Annotated in this window: 18 protein-coding genes; 11 read left to right on the top strand and 7 right to left on the bottom strand. The window is 71.7% G+C overall.

The window, feature by feature from the left end:
• The first annotated feature begins 101 nt into the window (after positions 1–101).
• Complete coding sequence (locus ACQEWB_RS46655) at positions 102–785, top strand: DUF4232 domain-containing protein (protein ID WP_432842507.1); 684 nt, start codon at positions 102–104, stop codon at positions 783–785.
• A gap of 83 nt (positions 786–868) precedes the next feature.
• Entirely contained in the window at positions 869–2,125 is a 1,257-nt protein-coding gene (locus tag ACQEWB_RS46650) for an SLC13 family permease (protein WP_432844355.1), read from the top strand.
• A gap of 14 nt (positions 2,126–2,139) precedes the next feature.
• On the opposite strand, the gene ACQEWB_RS46645 is transcribed toward ACQEWB_RS46650, so the two are convergent.
• Positions 2,140–4,083: a ricin-type beta-trefoil lectin domain protein gene (locus ACQEWB_RS46645; RefSeq protein WP_432842505.1), complete on the bottom strand. Its 1,944-nt coding sequence runs from the start codon at positions 4,081–4,083 to the stop codon at positions 2,140–2,142.
• A gap of 427 nt (positions 4,084–4,510) precedes the next feature.
• Positions 4,511–5,419, bottom strand: coding sequence for a helix-turn-helix domain-containing protein (locus ACQEWB_RS46640; protein WP_432842503.1), 909 nt, complete (start codon positions 5,417–5,419; stop codon positions 4,511–4,513).
• 62 nt (positions 5,420–5,481) lie between these two features.
• On the opposite strand from ACQEWB_RS46640, the gene ACQEWB_RS46635 reads away from it, so the two are divergent.
• Positions 5,482–6,300 (top strand): phytanoyl-CoA dioxygenase family protein, encoded by an 819-nt coding sequence (locus ACQEWB_RS46635; protein WP_432842501.1) that lies wholly within the window; start codon positions 5,482–5,484, stop codon positions 6,298–6,300.
• On the opposite strand, the gene ACQEWB_RS46630 is transcribed toward ACQEWB_RS46635, so the two are convergent.
• Entirely contained in the window at positions 6,301–7,272 is a 972-nt protein-coding gene (locus ACQEWB_RS46630; protein WP_432842499.1) for an aldo/keto reductase, read from the bottom strand.
• 329 nt (positions 7,273–7,601) lie between these two features.
• On the opposite strand from ACQEWB_RS46630, the gene ACQEWB_RS46625 reads away from it, so the two are divergent.
• From ACQEWB_RS46625 to ACQEWB_RS46600, 6 genes are all read left to right on the top strand, one after another.
• On the top strand, positions 7,602–8,885 hold the full coding sequence (locus ACQEWB_RS46625; RefSeq protein ID WP_432842497.1) for an ABC transporter substrate-binding protein: 1,284 nt from the start codon (positions 7,602–7,604) through the stop codon (positions 8,883–8,885).
• A gap of 23 nt (positions 8,886–8,908) precedes the next feature.
• Positions 8,909–9,874 (top strand): carbohydrate ABC transporter permease, encoded by a 966-nt coding sequence (locus ACQEWB_RS46620; protein ID WP_432842495.1) that lies wholly within the window; start codon positions 8,909–8,911, stop codon positions 9,872–9,874.
• Positions 9,871–10,695 carry a carbohydrate ABC transporter permease gene (locus tag ACQEWB_RS46615; protein WP_432842493.1) on the top strand — a complete coding sequence of 275 codons (825 nt, stop codon included), beginning with the start codon at positions 9,871–9,873 and terminating at the stop codon, positions 10,693–10,695. Before ACQEWB_RS46620 ends, ACQEWB_RS46615 begins: the two co-directional genes overlap by 4 nt.
• Entirely contained in the window at positions 10,692–11,639 is a 948-nt protein-coding gene (locus ACQEWB_RS46610; protein ID WP_432842491.1) for a carbohydrate kinase family protein, read from the top strand. Before ACQEWB_RS46615 ends, ACQEWB_RS46610 begins: the two co-directional genes overlap by 4 nt.
• The gene (locus ACQEWB_RS46605) at positions 11,639–12,940 is read left to right on the top strand and encodes an alpha-glucosidase/alpha-galactosidase (protein WP_432842489.1); all 1,302 of its coding nucleotides are present in this window, start codon (positions 11,639–11,641) and stop codon (positions 12,938–12,940) included. The genes ACQEWB_RS46610 and ACQEWB_RS46605 overlap by 1 nt, the downstream gene beginning before the upstream one ends.
• Positions 12,941–13,078: 138 nt before the next feature.
• Positions 13,079–13,930 (top strand): hypothetical protein, encoded by an 852-nt coding sequence (locus ACQEWB_RS46600; protein WP_432842487.1) that lies wholly within the window; start codon positions 13,079–13,081, stop codon positions 13,928–13,930.
• Here ACQEWB_RS46600 and ACQEWB_RS46595 read toward each other — a convergent pair.
• On the bottom strand, positions 13,927–14,451 hold the full coding sequence (locus ACQEWB_RS46595; RefSeq protein WP_432842485.1) for a flavoprotein: 525 nt from the start codon (positions 14,449–14,451) through the stop codon (positions 13,927–13,929). The genes ACQEWB_RS46600 and ACQEWB_RS46595 overlap by 4 nt on opposite strands.
• Before the next feature lie 9 nt (positions 14,452–14,460).
• Complete coding sequence (locus ACQEWB_RS46590; RefSeq protein ID WP_432842483.1) at positions 14,461–14,922, bottom strand: nuclear transport factor 2 family protein; 462 nt, start codon at positions 14,920–14,922, stop codon at positions 14,461–14,463.
• A gap of 110 nt (positions 14,923–15,032) precedes the next feature.
• Here ACQEWB_RS46590 and ACQEWB_RS46585 point away from each other — a divergent pair, with 110 nt between their 5' ends.
• The gene (locus ACQEWB_RS46585) at positions 15,033–15,581 is read left to right on the top strand and encodes a TetR/AcrR family transcriptional regulator (protein WP_432844353.1); all 549 of its coding nucleotides are present in this window, start codon (positions 15,033–15,035) and stop codon (positions 15,579–15,581) included.
• A gap of 3 nt (positions 15,582–15,584) precedes the next feature.
• On the opposite strand, the gene ACQEWB_RS46580 is transcribed toward ACQEWB_RS46585, so the two are convergent.
• Positions 15,585–15,791: a ferredoxin gene (locus tag ACQEWB_RS46580; protein WP_432842481.1), complete on the bottom strand. Its 207-nt coding sequence runs from the start codon at positions 15,789–15,791 to the stop codon at positions 15,585–15,587.
• 13 nt (positions 15,792–15,804) lie between these two features.
• Positions 15,805–17,004 (bottom strand): cytochrome P450, encoded by a 1,200-nt coding sequence (locus ACQEWB_RS46575; protein WP_432842479.1) that lies wholly within the window; start codon positions 17,002–17,004, stop codon positions 15,805–15,807.
• Between the two features lie 276 nt (positions 17,005–17,280).
• Between ACQEWB_RS46575 and ACQEWB_RS46570 the strand changes: the two genes are divergently transcribed.
• Positions 17,281–17,733: a nitroreductase family deazaflavin-dependent oxidoreductase gene (locus ACQEWB_RS46570; protein ID WP_432842477.1), complete on the top strand. Its 453-nt coding sequence runs from the start codon at positions 17,281–17,283 to the stop codon at positions 17,731–17,733.
• Positions 17,734–17,744 lie beyond the last annotated feature (11 nt).

Raw genomic sequence — 17,744 nt, 5'->3', positions numbered from 1 at the left:
ACTTTTCCGCCCCGTCGGGCATCGGACCTGTATGACGGGGCACAGAGCGCCGTACGCATACGCCGGGCGTGTGCGAGAAACCTCCGGGAGTGTTGAGGACCATGATGAAGAAGTCCCCCTCCGTCCGCCGGGCGGCCCTGCTCGCGAGCGCGGTCGCGGTGCTGGGTCTGCTGACCGCGTGTGGCAGCGGCGACGACACGGCGAGTTCGCCGAGCACCCTGCCGGGCACGGCCGCTCCCGCCACCGACGGGACCGCGACCGGGTCCACCACCGCGTCGCCGACCGGGACGCCGTCCGGCTCGGCCTCCGGCGCCGGGACGGGGACCAGTACTCCGTCCGAGGGCGTGTCGGCCTCCGGCAGCGTCAGCACCCGTTGTCTCACCTCCCAGCTCAGCGCGACGGTCGGGCGCAACAACCCCGGCGCCGGGCAGGAGAACTTCCCGATCGTCCTGACCAACAAGGCCTCCCACACCTGCACCGTGCGCGGCTACCCGGGCGCCGCGTTCACGGACGCCTCCGGCAAGCAGCTGGGGCCGGATCCCAAGCGCTCCTCGGGTACGCCGGAGACGGTCACCCTGGATCCGGGCCAGAGCGCCTGGGCCGGGCTGTCGTTCTCGAACCCGGACGTCAGCGGCGCACACCCCGCCACCCCGGCGACGCTGCTGGTGACCCCGCCGGACGAGCGGGACTCGCTCAAGGTGAAGTGGACCGGCGGCCAGGTGCCGGTCTCCGGGAACTCCTCGTCGGTCTTCCTGACCGTCTTCAGCCCCGGCACCGGGGCCTGAGGAGCCGGGGGCGGGGCAGGCGTCTTACTCCGACCTGTTTTCATTGACGGTTCCCGCCCTGAACCACTCCGAAGGACCCAGCCCTGAACACCCCGCTCGCCGAGACCCTGTCCGCCGTCCTGCTCGTCGCCGTCCTCGCCTTCGCCGTACTGCGCCCGAAGGGCCTGCCGGAGGCGGTGGTGGCCGTCCCGGCGGCGGGGATCGTGATCGCCACCGGGGCGATCTCGCTGGACCACGCCCGGGAGGAGGCGGCACGGCTCGGGCCCGTGGTCGGTTTCCTGGCGGCGGTGCTGGTGATCGCCCACTTCTGTGACGTCGACGGGCTGTTCCAGGCCTGCGGTGCGTGGATGGCCCGGCGCGCGGCCGGGTCCCCGACCCGCCTGCTGACCTCGGTGTTCGTGCTGGCCTCGGCGATCACCGCCGTGCTCAGCCTGGACGCCACGGTCGTGCTGCTCACGCCGGTGGTGATCGCCACCGCGGCCCGCGCGGGCGTACGGGCGAAGCCCCACCTCTACGCGTGCGCGCACCTGTCCAACACGGCCTCGCTGCTGCTGCCGGTCTCCAACCTGACGAACCTCCTCGCCTTCGAGACCAGCGGGCTGAGCTTCACCCGGTTCGCGGCCCTGATGACCCTGCCCTGGCTGGTCGCGATCGGCGCCGAGTACCTGGTCTTCCGGCGCTTCTTCGACGACGACCTCAGCGCCCGCGTCCACTCCCCCGAGCCCGGCGAGACGCCCGAGCTGCCCCTGTTCGCACTGATCACCGTGGGCTGCACGCTCGCCGGGTTCGTGGTGGCCTCCGCGGTCGGCGTCGAGCCGGTGTGGGTGGCCACCGCGGGCGCGCTGGTGCTGGCGGGGCGTGCGCTGGTACGGCGCAAGGCCGGCCCGGTCTCGGCGGTGCGGGCCTCGGCGCCGACGTTCCTGGCGTTCGTGCTCGCGCTCGGCATCGTGGTGCGGGCGGTGGTGGACAACGGGCTCGCCGACGCCCTCGACCATGTACTGCCCTCGGGCTCGGGCCTGCTCGCGCTGCTCGGCATCGCCGCGCTGGCCGCCATACTGGCGAACCTGATCAACAACCTGCCCGCGGTCCTGGTCCTGCTGCCGCTGACGGCCGCGGCCGGGCCGGGCGCGGTGCTCGCGGTGCTGCTCGGGGTGAACATCGGCCCGAACCTGACCTACGCCGGATCGCTCGCGACGCTGCTGTGGCGGCGGATCGTGCACCGGCACGGCGTGGACGCGGACCTCGGCGAGTTCACCCGGCTCGGCCTGCTCGCCACCCCGGCCGCGCTCCTGGCGGCCGTGGCGGCGCTGTGGCTGTCGCTCCAGACCGTCGGGGTCTGAGGCCGCCGACCGGATCAGTGGCCGTTACCGCCGCCGTAGCCCCCACCCCCGTAGCCGCCACCGCCATAACCCCCTCCGCCGGAACCGCCGCCCCAGCCGTCGCAGTAGGACGGGTTGTAGTAGCAGTAGGGGTTCGTGGTGGGGTACGCGTTCGACGGGGTCGGGGAGGCCGTCGTCGCGGTCGGCTTCGGCGTGGGGGTCTTCGACGGCGTCGGAGTGGCCTTCTTGACGGTGGGCGTCGGTACCGGGGTGCTGTCCGCGTCCCAGTTGACGACCTGCATCTGGAGGTCGGCCTTGGACGTGTCGAAGACCCAGCGCTGGGCGTCGCTGCCGTCGCGGTTCTTGACCACCAGGGCGCCCGAGCCGTCGGTGGCGGCGGGGCTCAGCGCAAGGTCCTGGTCCCAGCGCGGGACGACCGTGCCCTGGAGTGTGAAGTCGTAGCGGATGTTCTTCTGGGTCGTGGCCGCGCACGGGGCGAGCTGCACCGAGTAGCCGAGGTGGGAGTCCAGGCACAGGTCGGGGTCGGCGATGCTGCGCAGGCGGCCGTCGGTCTCGTACGACCACTGCTGGCTCGTCACCGCGGAGCAGGAGGCGAGTTCGGTCTCGGCGCCCTTGACGGCCTTGTTGCCGACGACGGCCACGCACAGCCCGGAGTCGATGTTGTGCAGCCTGCCTTGTACGTCGCCCTGGGCGGCCTCGCTCGCGCTGATCCAGGACGGGTCGCCGGCCACCGTGCTCTTGGACGGGGCCGGGGTCGGCGATGCGTGGCCGCCGTCGGCCGAAGGGGTGCTGTCGCCGGAGCCGAGGACCGTCCACAGGACGAGCGGGAGGACCACGAGCCCGCTCACCGTGAGGACGGCCGCGGTGAGGTTGCGGCGCCGGGCCGCGGCGCGCCGGGCGGCCGTCTGGGCCGAGCGGCGGGAGCCGGTACGGGGCTGGGGCGCGGGATGCGAACCGGTTCGGCTCCGGTCCGAGCGGCGGGAGCCGGGACGCCCCTCGGGTCTGGGTGGGGTGCCGGGCGGAAGGCCGATGGGGGCCATCGGGACGCCCGGGGTGCTGAACGGCTCGCCGGCCATCGTGGGGGGCTGCACCTCCGCCGGGAGGGGCTGGGAGATGCCCTCGACCGGTCCGGCCAGCCGCGCCTCCACATAGGCCTGGGCGCCCCAGCCGAGCACCGCCTCGGCCAGTGCGACGCCGAGCGCCTGGTTGAACTGGGCCAGCTGGTCGGCGGTGTGGCTGCAGTGCCGGCACCGGGCGAGGTGGGCGGCGAGGTCCGGGTCGATGTCGATTCCGCCGCGCCGGTAGGTCACGTCCAGCATCCGCAGGTAGCGGCGGCACTCCTGCTCGGGGGCGAGTTCGCGGTGGACCTGGAGGCACTCGTCGCGCAGCCGTTCACGGGCCCGGCCCAGCTCGACGCGCGCGTCCTCCACGTCCAGGCCGAGCAGGCCGCCGGGTATCTCCAGCGGCTCGGCCTCGACCTCCACGTGCCACAGCAGGCAGCGGGCCGACTGGGGCAGCCGCTGGAAGGCCCCCGACATCAGGCGCCGGTCGGCCGGCGGGAGCAGCCGGGCCGCGACCCGCTGCCCGCCCTCGGCGCCGGAGCGCAGGGCGGGGTGGAGGTGTTCGCGACGGTGGTCGTTGTCCCACTCGGCCGCGATCCGGCGCACGGTGACGAGGAGCCTGGGCCGCCAGGCGGAGGTCGGCCCGTTCTGCCGCAGGGTCTCCCCGAAGAGCCGGGTGAATGCGGCGGTGGTGAGCATTCCCGCGGCAGGGGCGCCGTCGGTGCACAGCCGGGCATAGGTGAACGCCGCTTCCCAGTGGCGGTCCAGGAGTTCACCGACCGGCTGCAGCGCGGGCGTCGTTCCCGTCCACTTCTTGAGTTCGGCGCTCAGTTGCTCGTCCGTCACGTCGAACCGGCGGGCAGGCGTGGGGGAATTCGACAGGCCGGCGTCTCTCACGGCTGCATTCCTCTCGGGGCCATGCGGCATAAAGTCCATACCAACCGGTATGGGGACCCGCCGACAAGGCGACGAGGTCCGCTCGTACAGGGTTCGGCGTCTCGAACGCCCGCCTGGGGCAGCTCTTTTGAAGCGTGGGGGCGAACGGGAGGCGCCTCGCGCACACAGAGTGAATAAGCATTCCCTGTGCGCCGACAGGCCACACCTTTGCACAGGTCAGGGAGGCCTAACAAGGGATCTCGCGGTTTTGTGCATTCCGCGCGGCACAGGATAAATTGACGATTCGTCAATCTCGGCGCCCGGCGATGTCCGGCTATCGGTCGGCCATTTGAGAACGGTATTCAGTTGGCCGCGCACGGACTCGATGCTCAACCATTGAACAACCTCTCCGACCACACAGGTGACCGGTCGCACCGGACGCCCCACGTCACGTCCCAACCATTGAGCCGCTCGTCCGGTACACGCCGGGCGGCACCCCGTAGCGCGCACGGAAGACCCGGTTGAAGTGGAACGGGCTGACGAACCCGGAAGCCGCGGCCACCCGGTCCACCGACAGATCGGTGCTTTCCAGCAGTCGCGCCGCGTGTCGCAGCCGCGCCTCGCGCAGGGCCCGCATCGGGGACAGGCCGAGCTGCCGGGTGAAGAGGTGGGCGAGGCGGGAGGGCGACAGGGAGACGCTCTCGGCGAGCGAGCGGACCGTGTGCGGGGCGCCCGGATCGGCGGCGATCAGCGTCTCCGCCCGAAGCACCCGCGCGTCGACACCGGGCACGGGCACCGGCGGACGTGCGGTCGCGGCCGTGAGCAGGACGACCTCCTCCAGTGAGGACAGGGCGAGTTCGCGGGCCGCGGTGCCGTGCGCCACGGCCACCCGGTCGTCCGCGGCTGCGGTGGTCGAGGGCGGCGGTTCGGTGCCGGTCCAGCGGGCGTCGGCGAGCATCCGCCGGAAGGCCGCCTCCACGCGGCCGTGCAGCGCGAAGGGGGTCGGGGTGACGACGTACAGGCCGTCGCCGGTGTCGTACGGGCGCAGCCACGGTGTCCAGGCGGGGCGGGCCTGGCAATGGGCCCACCAGAAGCGCCAGTTGGGCGCGCCGGGTTCGACGGCGTACTGGTGGCGGACGCCCGGGGCGAGCACGACGAGGTCCCCGAGGCCGGCCCGCGCCTCCGTGTCTCCCTGGCGGATCCGGCCGCTCCCGCCCGTGGTCCAGACGAAGAGCCAACTCTCGGCGCCGCCCGGCCGGTTGATGCCGTAACCCGGCAGCTCGTCGTAGCGGCCGACCACGACCAGCCCGGGTGGCGGTGCAGCAGCCATGGGCAATCCGTCAGCGTTCACGGGCATCCTCCTGGGGCGTGTGACGGCCTAGCGTTTCGGGTCGGGGGACCTGACCGAGGAGGGGAAGCATGACAGTCACGGACAACGGCGCCACCGGCGCTCCCATCCTGACGCAGGACGGACTGCGCCAGTTCCGGGAGGAGGGCTTCACGGTCGTACGCGGGCTGTTCGAGTACGAGGAGATCGACGGTCTCTGTGCCGAGTTCGCGGCGCTGCACGCGGGCGGGCCGGTGCCGGGGCACTTCCAGCCGCGCGACTCGGCGGACCCGCTCGCCGCGTATCCGAGGGTGATGCACCCGCACGAGATCAACGACCGGGCCCGGAGCGTCCTGCTCGGCGCGCGGCTGCGGACGGTGCTGGAGGTGCTGCTCGAGGAGGAGGTCCTGGCCGCGCAGAGCATGTTCTACTTCAAGCCGCCGGGGGCGCGGGGGCAGGCGCTGCACCAGGACAACTTCTATCTGCGGGTCGAGCCGGGCACGTGTGTGGCGGCCTGGGTGGCCTGCGACGTGATCGACCGGGAGAACGGCGGCCTCGAGGTCGTACCGGGAACGCATCTCATGGACGTGTTCTGCCCGGAGGAGGCGGACGAGGCGGTGTCCTTCGCGCGGGAGTACGTGCCCCCGCCGCCGGGGCTCGCGGCCGTGCCCGTCGACATGGCTCCGGGTGACGTGCTGTTCTTCAACGGCAGCCTGGTGCACGGGTCGGGGCCCAACCGTTCGGCGGACCGGTTCCGGCGGTCGTTCATCGGGCACTACGTGGGCCGCTCGGCCGAGCGCATCGGCGTGTACTACCGGACGTTGACGATGAGCGGCGACCCGGTCGCGCTGCCGGAGAGCGAGGGCGCCGGCCCGTGCGGCACGGAGTTCGCACCGCGCGGGCCGCACTAGTCAGCTGTGTCCGACGATCGGGTGCGGGGCGTAGGGCTGCTCCAGTTCCTCGATCTCCTTGTCGCTCAGCTCCAGTTCGACCGCGGCCGCCGCGTCCTCGATGTGGTGCGGCTTGGCGGCGCCGACGATCGGTGCCGTCACCGTGTCCTGGTGCAGCAGCCAGGCGAGGGCGACCTGGGCACGCGGGACGGCGCGGTCGTTCGCGATGCGGGTGACCGCCTCGACGATGGTGCGGTCGCCCTCCGGGTAGAGGCGGCTGCCGAAGTTGTCGCCCGCGCTGCGCTCGGTCACCGTGCCCCAGTCCCGGGTGAGCCGGCCGCGGGCCAGCGGGCTCCAGGGCAGTGCGCTGACGCCCTGGTCGGCGCAGAGCGGCAGCATCTCGCGCTCCTCCTCGCGGTAGAGGAGGTTGTAGTGGTTCTGCATGGACACGAACTTGGTCCAGCCGTGCCGCTCGGCGACGTACTGCATCTTGGAGAACTGCCAGGCGAACATCGAACTCGCCCCGATGTAGCGGACCTTGCCGGCCTTCACCAGGTCGTGCAGGGCCTCCATGGTCTCCTCGACCGGGGTGTGCCGGTCGAAGCGGTGGATCTGGTAGAGGTCGACGTAGTCGGTGCCGAGGCGGCTCAGGCTGTGGTCGATCTCGGCCATGATGGCCTTGCGGGACAGTCCGGCGGCGTTCTGCCCGGGCCGCATCCGGCCGTTCACCTTGGTCGCGAGCACGATCTCGTCGCGGTTGGCGAAGTCGCGCAGCGCCTTGCCGACGATCTCCTCGCTGGTGCCGTCGGAGTAGACGTTGGCCGTGTCGAAGAAGTTGATCCCGGCCTCCAGCGCCTGCCGGATCAGCGGACGCGACGCCTCCTCGTCGAGCGTCCACTCGTGCACGCCCCGGTCGGGCAGGCCGTAGGTCATACAGCCCAGACAGATCCGCGACACGTCCAGGCCCGTCGAACCGAGCTTCACGTACTGCATCGTTGCTGCTCCTGCCTTCCGGGTGGGGTACCAGTTCGGAGCGTACGTGGTTCCCTCCCGCGGGCCTCTGCTTTCCCGGCCCCCTCTTGACGGCGGGCGGCCCCTGGCGCTTTCATCCTGGACACGTGCCGCCGCGCGCAGCGGGGCACTCAGAGGTGCGCCCAGCCGGTAGCGGACGAATTCCAAGCCCGGCCAAAGTCGCCAGGACCGACGGACACCCGGTCCGAGGCGGGGTCGTACCCGCGATTGATGGAGCGGACATGCCCGTCAAGGGTGTCTACCGCGTCGGAAGTCCCGGGACGACCGGCGACGCCTGTTCTCCACCCGGAATGTCACGTCGTCGGCTGCTGCTCGGCGCGGCCTCGGCCGCCGCCGTGAGCGGCTGCGCGGGTGGCGCCTCGGGCGGGGTGGGGGCCGACGGCAGGGTGACCGTGGAGCTGTGGCACGGCCAGGCCGACACGGCGCGCAAGGCGGTGGAGGCGCTGGTCGCCGAGTTCAACCGCACGCATCCGGCGATCCGAGTCGACTCGGGCGGCGGCGGGGTGATCTCCGACGCGATGCTCCAGAAGGTGACCGCCGCCCTCGCCGCCGGGTCCTACCCGGACGTCGCCTACATCTTCGGCTCGGACCTGGCGAACATCGCGCGCAGCCCGCGCGTGGTCGACCTGACCGACGCGATGCACGACGGCCCGACTCCCTGGAACGCGTACTGGAAGCCGGTGCGGGACGCGGTCACCGTCAACGGGCGGGTCCGGGCGGCGCCCGCGCTGCTCGACTCGCTCGCCGTCGTCTACAACAGGAAGCTCTTCCGGCGGGCCGGCCTGCCCTTCCCGCGGGCCGGCTGGTCCTGGGACGAATTCGCCGCCACGGCAAAGGCGTTGACCGACCCCGGCCGCGGTGTCTTCGGCACCGGCTGGCCCGGCACCGGCGACGAGGACACCGTCTGGCGGCTGTGGCCGATGATCTGGGACCTCGGCGGAGACGTCGTCGCCCCCGACGGCAAGCACATCGGCTTCGCCGACGAGGGCGTACGGGCGCTCACGACCCTCGCCCGGCTCGCCACCGACAAGAGTGTGTACGTCGACCCGAAGCCCGGCGGCGAGCAGATGTACCAGGCCTTCCAGAGCGGCCGTATCGGCATGGTCGGGACCGGGCCCTGGAAGCTCCCCGACATCGTCGAGGCGAAGATCGACTACGACGTCGTACCGCTGCCGACGTACAGCGGGCGGCCGGTCACCATCTCGGGGCCGGACACCTGGACGGTGTTCGACAACGGCTCGGCCCGTTCGCGGGCGGCCGTGGAGTTCGTGCGCTGGATGACCGAGCCCGCGCAGGACGTGCGCTGGGACGCGTCGGCGGGCAGTCTGCCGCTGACCACGGCGGCCGCGAAGCTGCCGGGGTGGCGGCGGTACAGCGCCGGAACCACCGGCCTGGACGTCTTCACCGACTCGCTGACCTCGGCGCGGGTACGGCCCGTCCACCCCGCCTACCCGCAGATCTCCCAGCCGCTCGGCGAGGCGATCGTGTCCGTCCTGCTCGCCCAGGACTCCCCCGCACACGCCCTGCGCAGGTGCGCCGACAAGGCCGACGCGGCCCTGCGGATCCCCAGGTGACTTCCCCGGTACGGGAGACCGTCATGTCCACACTGCCCCGCCCCCTCACCCTCCCGCCGCCCACCGCGGCGGAGCTCCCCGTCGCGGCCCGCCGGGCCGCCCGCCGTCGTGCCCGCCGTGAACGGGCCACCGCCTGGGCCTTCATCGGCCCCTCGGTGGTGGTGATCCTCGGCCTGAGCGTCGTGCCCGTCGTCTGGTCCCTGCTGCTGTCCTTCCGAGCGGACGACCTGGTGACGCCCAGCCGCTGGGTCGGCCTCGACAACTACCGCGCCCTCGCCCAGGACCCGGGCTTCCGTACGGCGGTGGGCAACACGCTCCTCTACACCGCCCTGTACGTGCCGCTCAGCCTGGTCGGCGGCCTCGCCCTGGCCCTGGCGCTGAACCGCCGTATCCGCCTCATCGGCCTGTACCGCACGCTGGTGTTCATCCCGTTCGTGGTGTCGGCCACCGCGCAGGGCGTGCTGTTCTCCTTCATCCTCGACCCGGAGTTCGGGGTCGCCAACGCACTGCTGCACCACCTCGGCATCTCCTCACAGGGCTTCCTGACCGACCCGGGCCAGGCGCTCTACCTCCTAGTGCTGATCTCCCTCTGGAGCGGCGTCGGCTTCTGTGTCGTCGTCTACCTCGCCGCACTCCAGGACGTGCCGCCCGAACTCGTCGAGTCCGCCCGCCTCGACGGCGCGAACCGCCGGCAGGTGCTGCGCCATGTCACGCTGCCCGCGCTGACGCCGGTCACCGTGTTCCTGCTGCTGTGGGAGAGCATCACCGCCCTTCAGGTGTTCGACCTGATCTACGTGACGACCAAGGGCGGGCCGCTCGGATCGACGACGGTCGTCGTCTACTTCGTCTGGCAGCAGGCCTTCCAGATGTTCACCGCGGGGTACGGGGCGGCCGCGGCCTACGTCCTCGCGGTGGCGCTGCTGGTGGCCGGCGGCGCGCTGCGGGTCGTACGCCGTCGGCAGGGCCGTACGGAAGGAGCCGTCCGATGACGAGCACCCGCAGGTCGACCCTCGGTTGGCATCTGCTGCTCGCGCCGATCGCGCTGGCGTTCGCCGTGCCGTTCGTGTGGCTGGTGCTGAGTTCGGTGATGTCGGACGCCGAGATCAACCGGTTCCCGCCGGCGTTGTGGCCCAGGGGGATCCATCTGGACGGCTATCGCTACATGTTGGGCAACGCGCTCTTCCCGCGCTGGTTCGGCAACTCGCTGATCGTCGCCTCGGTGGCCGTGCTGTCGAACCTGCTGCTCGGGGCGCTCGGCGGCTACGCCTTCGCCCGGATGCGGTTCGGCGGTTCGCGGCTGATGCTCGGGCTGATGCTGGCGACGATGGTGGTGCCGTTCCAGCTGACGATGATCCCGACCTTCCTGGTGATGAAGTGGCTCGGGCTGATCGACACGCTGGGCGCGCTGATCCTGCCGTCGCTGGTGACGCCGTTCGCGGTGTTCCTGTTCCGGCAGTTCTTCCTGTCGCTGCCGCGGGAGATGGAGGAGGCGGCCTGGATCGACGGGTGCTCACGGCTGCGGGTGCTGTTCTCGATCGTGCTGCCACTGTCCCGGCCGGCCCTCGCGACGGTCGCCGTGCTGACCTTCCTGACCACCTGGAACGACCTGACCTGGCCGCTGATCGCCATCAACCACGACACGCAGTACACGCTCCAGCTCGGCCTGACGACCTTCCAGGGGCTGCACCACACCAAGTGGTCGGCGGTGATGGCGGGCAACGTCATCACGGTGCTGCCGGTCCTGGTCGCGTTCCTGCTGGCGCAGAAGACCTTCGTGCAGTCGCTCACGTCGAGCGGGATCAAGGGGTGAGCGGGGTGTCGTACGACCTGCTGGTGATCGGGGATGTCAATCCCGATGTGGTGGTCGGGCCGGTGAGGGGCGGGCTCGCCTTCGGGCAGCGCGAACAGCTCGTCGGGCACGGCCGGTTGGTGCTCGGCGGCTCCGGGGCGATCATGGCCTGCGGGGCGGCTCGGCTCGGGCTGCGGGTCGCCTTCGCGGGGCGGGTGGGCGACGATCCGGCGGGGGCGTTCGTCCGGCAGGCGATGGTGGCGCGGGGCGTGGACGTGAGCCATCTCGTCCAGGATCCCCGACTGCCCACTCCCCTCACGGCGATCGTGACCACCGCCGACGGCGACCGGGCGATCCTCACCTCGCCGGGCTGTCTGTCCGCGACCGGCCTCGAGGACGTGCCGGCCGGACTGCTGGCCGCCGTCCGGCATGTCCACTCCTCGTCCTTCTTCCTGATGCCACGCCTCGCACGCTCCCTGGCCGAGGTCTTCGCCGAGGCCCGCGCGCACGGGGCGACCACTTCGCTGGACACCAACGACGACCCGGCCGGCCACTGGGACCGCGCCCTCCTGGACCCGGTCCTGAAGGTGACCGACCTCCTGCTGCCGAACGCGGCCGAGGCCCGCGCCCTGTCCGGTGAAGTCCAACTGGCGCATGCTGCAGCCGAGTTGACCCGGTACGGCCCGACGGTCGTCGTCAAGGACGGGGCCGAGGGCGCCCTCGCCCACACCGGCGCGGAGTGGCTGCGTGTCGCCGCCGTTCCCGTCGAGCCGCTCGACACCGTGGGTGCGGGCGACAGCTTCGACGCCGGTTTCGTCGCCGCGCGGCTGCGCGGACTGGATCTGCGCGCGTCTCTGGCGGTCGCCGTCGCCTGCGGCTCGCTGTCGACGCGCGCCCACGGGGGTACGGCGGCACAGCCGACGTGGGACGAAGCCTGTGCCGCCACCGAGCCGGAAGGAACCTGATGAAGATCGTTTTCGTGGGGGCGGGCAGCGTGGTGTTCACGCAGGGCCTGCTGGCCGACCTGTTCGCCTTCCCCGAACTCGCCCACGTCCATGTCGCGTTGCACGACATCGACCCGGAGCGGCTGGCGACGGCGGAGGGCGCCGCCCGCCACATCGCGGACGTGCGCGGAGCGAAGCCGGTGATCTCCGCGCACCTCGACCGGCGGGCGGCACTGGCGGACGCCGACTTCGTCGTCAACATAGTCCAGGTAGGCATGGACGCGGCCACCCGCACCGACTTCGCCGTCCCGGCCCGGTACGGCCTGCGCCAGACCATCGCCGACACCCTGGGCGTCGGCGGCATCTTCCGCGCACTGCGCACTTTCCCGGTCCTCAAGGGCATCGCCGAGGACATGGCCGAACTCTGCCCCGACGCCCACCTGTTGAACTACACCAACCCGATGGCGATGAACGTCCTCTACCTGAGCCGCATCGCCCCACGGCTGAAGGTCACCGGTCTGTGCCACTCCGTCTACTGGACGATGCACGACCTGTCCGCCCTGGTGGACGTCCCCTTCGAGGAGGTCTCCTACCTCGCGGCCGGCGTCAACCACCAGGCCTGGGTGCTGCGTTTCGAGCGGGACGGTCAGGACCTGTACCCGCTGCTGGACAAGGCGATCGCCCGCGATCCGGGGCTGCTGCGCCGCGTCCGGGTGGACATGTACCGCAGGCTCGGCCACTACCCGACCGAGACGAGCGAGCACTCCTCGGAGTACGTGCCCTGGTATCTGCACCACGACAGCGAGATCGAGCGGCTGCGTCTGCCCGTCGGCGCCTACCTGGAGATCATCGAGGAGAACGCGGCGAGCTACGAGCGCACCCGCGAGGCCCTCGCCGCGGGCCGCCCGCTGCCCGTGGAGGGCACCCTGGAGTACGCCCCTCAGATCATCCACTCCATCGCCACGGGCACGCCCCGCACGATCTACGGCAACGTCCCCAACCGCGGCCTGATCGACAACCTCCCGGCCGACTCGGTGGTCGAAGTGCCTTGCCTGACCGACGCGTTGGGCGTCCAGCCGACCCGCGTCGGCGCGCTGCCGCCGCAGTGCGCGGCCCTGAACCGGGCGTACGTCTCGGTCACCGACCTGGTGGTCCGCGCGGCCACGGACGGCGACCCGCGGCACATCCGGCACGCGGCGATGGCCGACCCGGCGACGGCGGCCGCGCTGCCGGTGGAGCGGATCTGGGACCTGTGCGACGACCTCGTACGGGCGCACGGGGAGCTGCTGGCGCCGGAGCTGCGGGAGACGCTCGGGCACTGAGCGTGCCACCGGGTGTCGCCCGTTGCTGCCCTCAGGTGACCGTCCGGCGTGGGAGCCGCCGGGCGGTCGGCGCGCTCCCGCATCCTCGGCGCAGGTGACCGGCGCCCGGCCGGTCGCCCCGTACGGGAGGAACACCCGGTGCCGACGACGAAGCTGAGGACCCTGCTGGGGGCGACGGTGCTGCCGCTCGCCCTGATCACGCCGGCCTGGAGCAGCCCCGCCCCGGCATCGGCGCCGGTGACTGATGGACCGTCAACTCTTTGTGCTCCGGCGGGAGTTCTGCGTGGATCGTACGGGCAGAAGGCCTCGGTCAGCCTCTGTGCGGGCAGCGGCAGCCCGGTCATGGCCGTGTCGGCGCCCGCGGTCTGCCGACGGCTCGGGGCGGCCGACGGGCTCGGCTGTCTGACCTCGGGCACGTGGACCGCGCGGCGGGACGGCACAGTGGTGGCCTCCGGGCGGCTGCCGGGGTCGGGCGAGTATCCCGGTCCGGGGACCTACGAGGTCGAGGCCGACGTGCGGGTACGGTCGGCGCCGGCCGGCCTGGACCTGCACGGCACCGTCCGCGCCACGCTCACCCTGACCGCACCCAAGGCGCCGGCCACGCACCGCATCGAGGTCGACCGCGGCACCCTGCGGCGCGGGTCGGCGACCACTCTGACGTACCGGATCAGCCGCGACAGCGAACAGGGCGACGGCAGCGCGCGGTTCGGGCTGATCGCCGAGGAGGGCTCCGGGGCGACGCTGACGACCGCCGACCCGCGCTGCGTCAACCCGCTGATCGGCCGCTACCCGGCCACGGCCCGCCAGACCCACGCGCTCGACTGCGCCCTCACCGACCTCCAGCCGGGGCACCCCGCCACGGTCGTCGTCCGGGCGACCGTGAAGGGATCGTGCTCCACGGTCGTGTCGAAGCTGGGGTACTGGATGCCGCAGGGGCAGGCGCTGTACACGGGCGGCATGCTGGCGGGGCCGACGGTGGGCTGCGCCTAGAGCAGGTCCAGCGCCCGCCCCCAGCGGAACTCCGGCCGGACGCCGTCCTCCCCCGGCTCGCCGGAGTACGGCTCGCCGAACCGCACGCCCATCCCCGCCAGTCGTACCAGACTGTCCCGGTAGGCGGGGTGGGCGGCCAACGCGTCGGCCACGCACGGGAGTACGGCGACCGGGACGCCCAGGCCGTAGCTCTCGCAGAGGGTGGCGACGGCGAGGGTGTCGGCCAGCCCGTACGCCCACTTGTTGATGGTGTTGAAGGTGGCGGGCGCGACCACGACCGCGTCCGGCGGCGGGAAGGGCCGGGGTTCGCCGGGGGTGCGCCAGGCCGAGCGTATGGGGCGGCCGGTCTGCGACTGCACGGCGGCCGTGTCGAAGAAGCCGTTCATCGCGACCGGCGTCGCTATCACCCCGACCTCCCAGTCCCGCTCCTGCGCGGCGGTGATCAGCTTGCTGACGTCCGCTGCGATCCCGGCGGCGCAGACGACGACGTAGAGGAAGGGCTTCCCGGACTGTTCGATCATCCGGGAACCCTATGCGAGAGGGAAGGACGCCCCTCGCTCGGCATCCGGCCGGGGGCCGAGGATCCGGCGTTCCTTCTCCTCGATCGGTACGTCGTTGATGCTGGCCTCGCGCCGGGTCATCAGGCCGTGCTCGTCGAACTCCCACAGTTCGTTGCCGTAGGAGCGCCAGCACCGGCCGTCGGCGTCCCGGCACTCGTACTGGAAGCGGACCGCGATGCGGTTGCCGTCGAACGCCCACAGGTCCTTGCGCAGCGCGTACTCGTGCTCGCGCGCCCACTTGGCGGTCAGGAACTCGACGATCTCGGCGCGGCCGGTGACGAAGGTGTCCCGGTTGCGCCAGACCGAGTCCTCGGAGTAGGCGAGCGCGACCCTCCGCGGGTCGCGGGTGTTCCAGGCGTCCTCGGCGGCCTGGACCTTCTGTGCGGCGGTCTCCCTGGTGAACGGGGGCAGCGGCGGGCGGTCGGCGGCCATGGGTTCTCCTCGACTCGAGAGCACCGGAGAACGGGCGTTCTCCGATCCGGCTGCTACCGTAGGAGAACGCTCGTTCTCACGTCAAGGAGAGGTCGTACGGAATGGCCGTCATGGACAGCGCCGCCGCCCGGGAGCAGGCGCTGGACGCCGCCGAGGAGCTGTTCTACGGGCGGGGCATCCAGTCCGTCGGCATGGACGACATCCGTGGCGCGTCGGGGGTCTCGCTCAAGCGGCTCTATCAGCTCTTCCCGGCCAAGGAGCAGCTGGTCGAGGCGTACCTGGAGCGGCGCGACGTGCGCTGGCGGGGGCGGCTGGCCGAGTTCGTGGAGCTGCGCCAGGACCCCGAGGAGCGGATCCTGGCGGTCTTCGAGTGGCTGGAGGGGTGGTTCGGCGAGGACGGCTTCCGTGGCTGTGCCTGGATAAACTCGTACGGCGAGTTGGGCGCCACGTCGGCCCGCGTGGTGGCCCAAGTGCGGGCGCACAAGCAGGCGTTGCGCGACTACCTCGCCGGGCTGGTGGCGGATGCGGGGCTGCCCGGCGCGCTGGCCGGGCAGCTGCTCCTGCTGGCCGAGGGCGCCATGGTCACCGCCGGCATCACCGGGAGCGCCGAGCCGGCCCGCGAGGCGCGCGAGGCGGCCCGGACGCTCATGGCCTGCTGACCTTCACCCCTCCGACACCGTGATGGCGCTCACCGGGCAGGCCCGGGCCGCTTCCCGGACCATCGGGTCGCCGCCGCCGTCCTCGCGGCCCGGCAGCAGCATGCTGAATCCGTCGTCGTCCTGGGTGAAGACGTTCGGGGCCGCCATGGCGCACTGGCCGGCGCCGATGCAGACGTCCTGGTCGATCTCGATACGCGTGTCGGTGTGCATGGCCTCGAGCCTCTTACCAGGTCACGGGGAGTTCCAGCATCCCCTGGATCGTGTCGCCGGGCTTGAACGGGATCTCGTCGGCCGGAGCGGCCAGGCGCAGCGTCGGCAGGCGGTGGAAGAGCGTGCGCAGGGCGATCTCCATCTCGGCGCGGGCCAGGTTCTGGCCGAGGCACTGGTGGATGCCGAAGCCGAACGCGACATGGTGGCGGGTCGGCCGGTGCCAGTCGATGGTGTCGGGTTCGGCGTAGACGTCCTGGTCGCGGTTGATGACCGAGGTGGAGAAGACCACTCCGTCGCCCGCCCGGATCGTCGTACCGCCCGCTTCGATGTCCTCGGTGGCCCGGCGCAGCAGGCCGTCGGCGATGGACAGCATGCGCATCAGCTCCTCGACGGCCGAGGGCAGCAGCTCGGGGTCGGCGCGCAACTCCGCGAGTTTCTGCGGGTGTTGGAGGAGGGTGAAGGTGCCGAGGGAGATCATGTTGGCGGTCGTCTCGTGGCCCGCGACCAGCAGGATGGTCGCGAAGGAGACGACCTCCGTGCGGTCGAGGACCCCTTCGCGCAGCTGCTGGTGGACGAGTTCGTCGAGGACGCCCTCGCCGGGTTCCGGCTGCTTCTGCTTGCGGTCGATCAACTCCTCGAAGTACGCGTCGAGTTGGTTGCGCGCGTCCTGGACGTCCTCGACCGCCGGACCGCGCAGCAGGCGGCGCGACTGTGCCTCGAAGAAGTCGTGGTCGGCGTAGGGGACGCCGAGCAGGGCGCAGATCACCATCGAGGGGACGGGCAGCGCGAAGGCGTTCACCAGTTCGGCGGGCGGCCCCTGCGCGAGCATCGCGTCGATGCGTTCGTCGACGATCCGCTGGATCTCGGGGCGCAGGTCGACGGCGCGCCGGAGGGTGAAGCTGGGCACCATCATCCGCCGCTGGGTGCGGTGTTTCGGGTCGTCGACGCCGAGCAGCGCGACCCTCCGGTTCTTGACCGCCGAGAAGCGCTCGGTGGGTGCCGGGAAGTCGGGGTGGGTCCGGTCGGTCGACAGGCGCTGGTCGGCGAGCAGTTCGCGGGCGAGGCCGTGACCGGTCACCAGCCAGGCGGGACGGCCGTCGTAGAGGGTGATCCGGGCCAGTGGGCGGGCGGCGCGCAGCGGGTCGTAGGCGGTGGGCGGGTGGTAGGGGCAGGTCCGGTCCTGGGGGAAGGCGACGGGTTCCGTTTCCGTCATGGAAGACCTCGCAGACGAAGGCAGCGTCGTGCAGATCTTCATTAGATGCCCGGGGCATCTAAAGGGCACCGAGAAGTTCGGCCAGATCGGTGGTGCGGCCAATCTGGCCGGGGATGCTCGCTCACGCGCCGGAATCGGTCGTCGGCCTCGCCCGGTGCCGGGTGAAGCTGGCGCGATACGTGCGGACGGGGTTGCGGGGAGCGGATGAAACGCGTCCAGTTCGGTGTTGGGGAACAGTGGCGATGAGCCGTAAGACTCGACGATGGGACGGATGCCATGCCTCTTGAGGGCGAGTACGAACCGAGTCCGACGCAGTGGGTGCGGGACCAGGTGGAGCTGTACGAGAGCTCCGGCGGCACCAAGGGGACGACCCTGATGGACACCGGAATGCCCGTCATCGTGCTCACGACCCGTGGCGTGAAGAGCGGCAAGATCCGCAAGACGCCGCTGATGCGGGTGGAGCACGACGGCCGCTACGCCGTGGTGGCCTCGCAGGGCGGCGCGCCCACCCACCCGGTCTGGTACCACAACGTCAAGGGTGATCCGCGGGTGGAGCTCCAGGACGGGGCGGAGAAGCAGGACATGACGGCCCGTGAGATCACCGGCGCGGAGAAGGACGAGTGGTGGGAGCGTGCCGTCGCGGCCTACCCGCCGTACGCCGACTACCAGAAGAAGACCGACCGGCAGATTCCGGTCTTCGTCCTGGAACCGGCCGACGGGGGCGAGTGAGCCGGCGGCGC

The organism is Streptomyces sp. CA-249302, assembly GCF_050936785.1.
Classification (GTDB): domain Bacteria; phylum Actinomycetota; class Actinomycetes; order Streptomycetales; family Streptomycetaceae; genus Streptomyces.
The sequence above is the reverse complement of the archived record's forward strand: the minus strand, read 5'-3'. Positions and strand labels throughout refer to the sequence as shown.

Bases quoted from the DNA above. Each gene is read 5' to 3' on its own strand.
- ACQEWB_RS46590 (WP_432842483.1), bottom strand. From the start codon at position 14,922: ATGGCCGCCGACCGCCCGCCGCTGCCCCCGTTCACCAGGGAGACCGCC.
- ACQEWB_RS46655 (WP_432842507.1), top strand. From the start codon at position 102: ATGATGAAGAAGTCCCCCTCCGTCCGCCGGGCGGCCCTGCTCGCGAGC.
- ACQEWB_RS46570 (WP_432842477.1), top strand. From the start codon at position 17,281: ATGCCTCTTGAGGGCGAGTACGAACCGAGTCCGACGCAGTGGGTGCGG.
- ACQEWB_RS46575 (WP_432842479.1), bottom strand. From the start codon at position 17,004: ATGACGGAAACGGAACCCGTCGCCTTCCCCCAGGACCGGACCTGCCCC.
- ACQEWB_RS46625 (WP_432842497.1), top strand. From the start codon at position 7,602: ATGTCACGTCGTCGGCTGCTGCTCGGCGCGGCCTCGGCCGCCGCCGTG.
- ACQEWB_RS46595 (WP_432842485.1), bottom strand. From the start codon at position 14,451: ATGATCGAACAGTCCGGGAAGCCCTTCCTCTACGTCGTCGTCTGCGCC.
- ACQEWB_RS46635 (WP_432842501.1), top strand. From the start codon at position 5,482: ATGACAGTCACGGACAACGGCGCCACCGGCGCTCCCATCCTGACGCAG.
- ACQEWB_RS46580 (WP_432842481.1), bottom strand. From the start codon at position 15,791: ATGCACACCGACACGCGTATCGAGATCGACCAGGACGTCTGCATCGGC.
- ACQEWB_RS46640 (WP_432842503.1), bottom strand. From the start codon at position 5,419: ATGCCCGTGAACGCTGACGGATTGCCCATGGCTGCTGCACCGCCACCC.
- ACQEWB_RS46585 (WP_432844353.1), top strand. From the start codon at position 15,033: ATGGACAGCGCCGCCGCCCGGGAGCAGGCGCTGGACGCCGCCGAGGAG.
- ACQEWB_RS46605 (WP_432842489.1), top strand. From the start codon at position 11,639: ATGAAGATCGTTTTCGTGGGGGCGGGCAGCGTGGTGTTCACGCAGGGC.
- ACQEWB_RS46620 (WP_432842495.1), top strand. From the start codon at position 8,909: ATGTCCACACTGCCCCGCCCCCTCACCCTCCCGCCGCCCACCGCGGCG.
- ACQEWB_RS46615 (WP_432842493.1), top strand. From the start codon at position 9,871: ATGACGAGCACCCGCAGGTCGACCCTCGGTTGGCATCTGCTGCTCGCG.
- ACQEWB_RS46630 (WP_432842499.1), bottom strand. From the start codon at position 7,272: ATGCAGTACGTGAAGCTCGGTTCGACGGGCCTGGACGTGTCGCGGATC.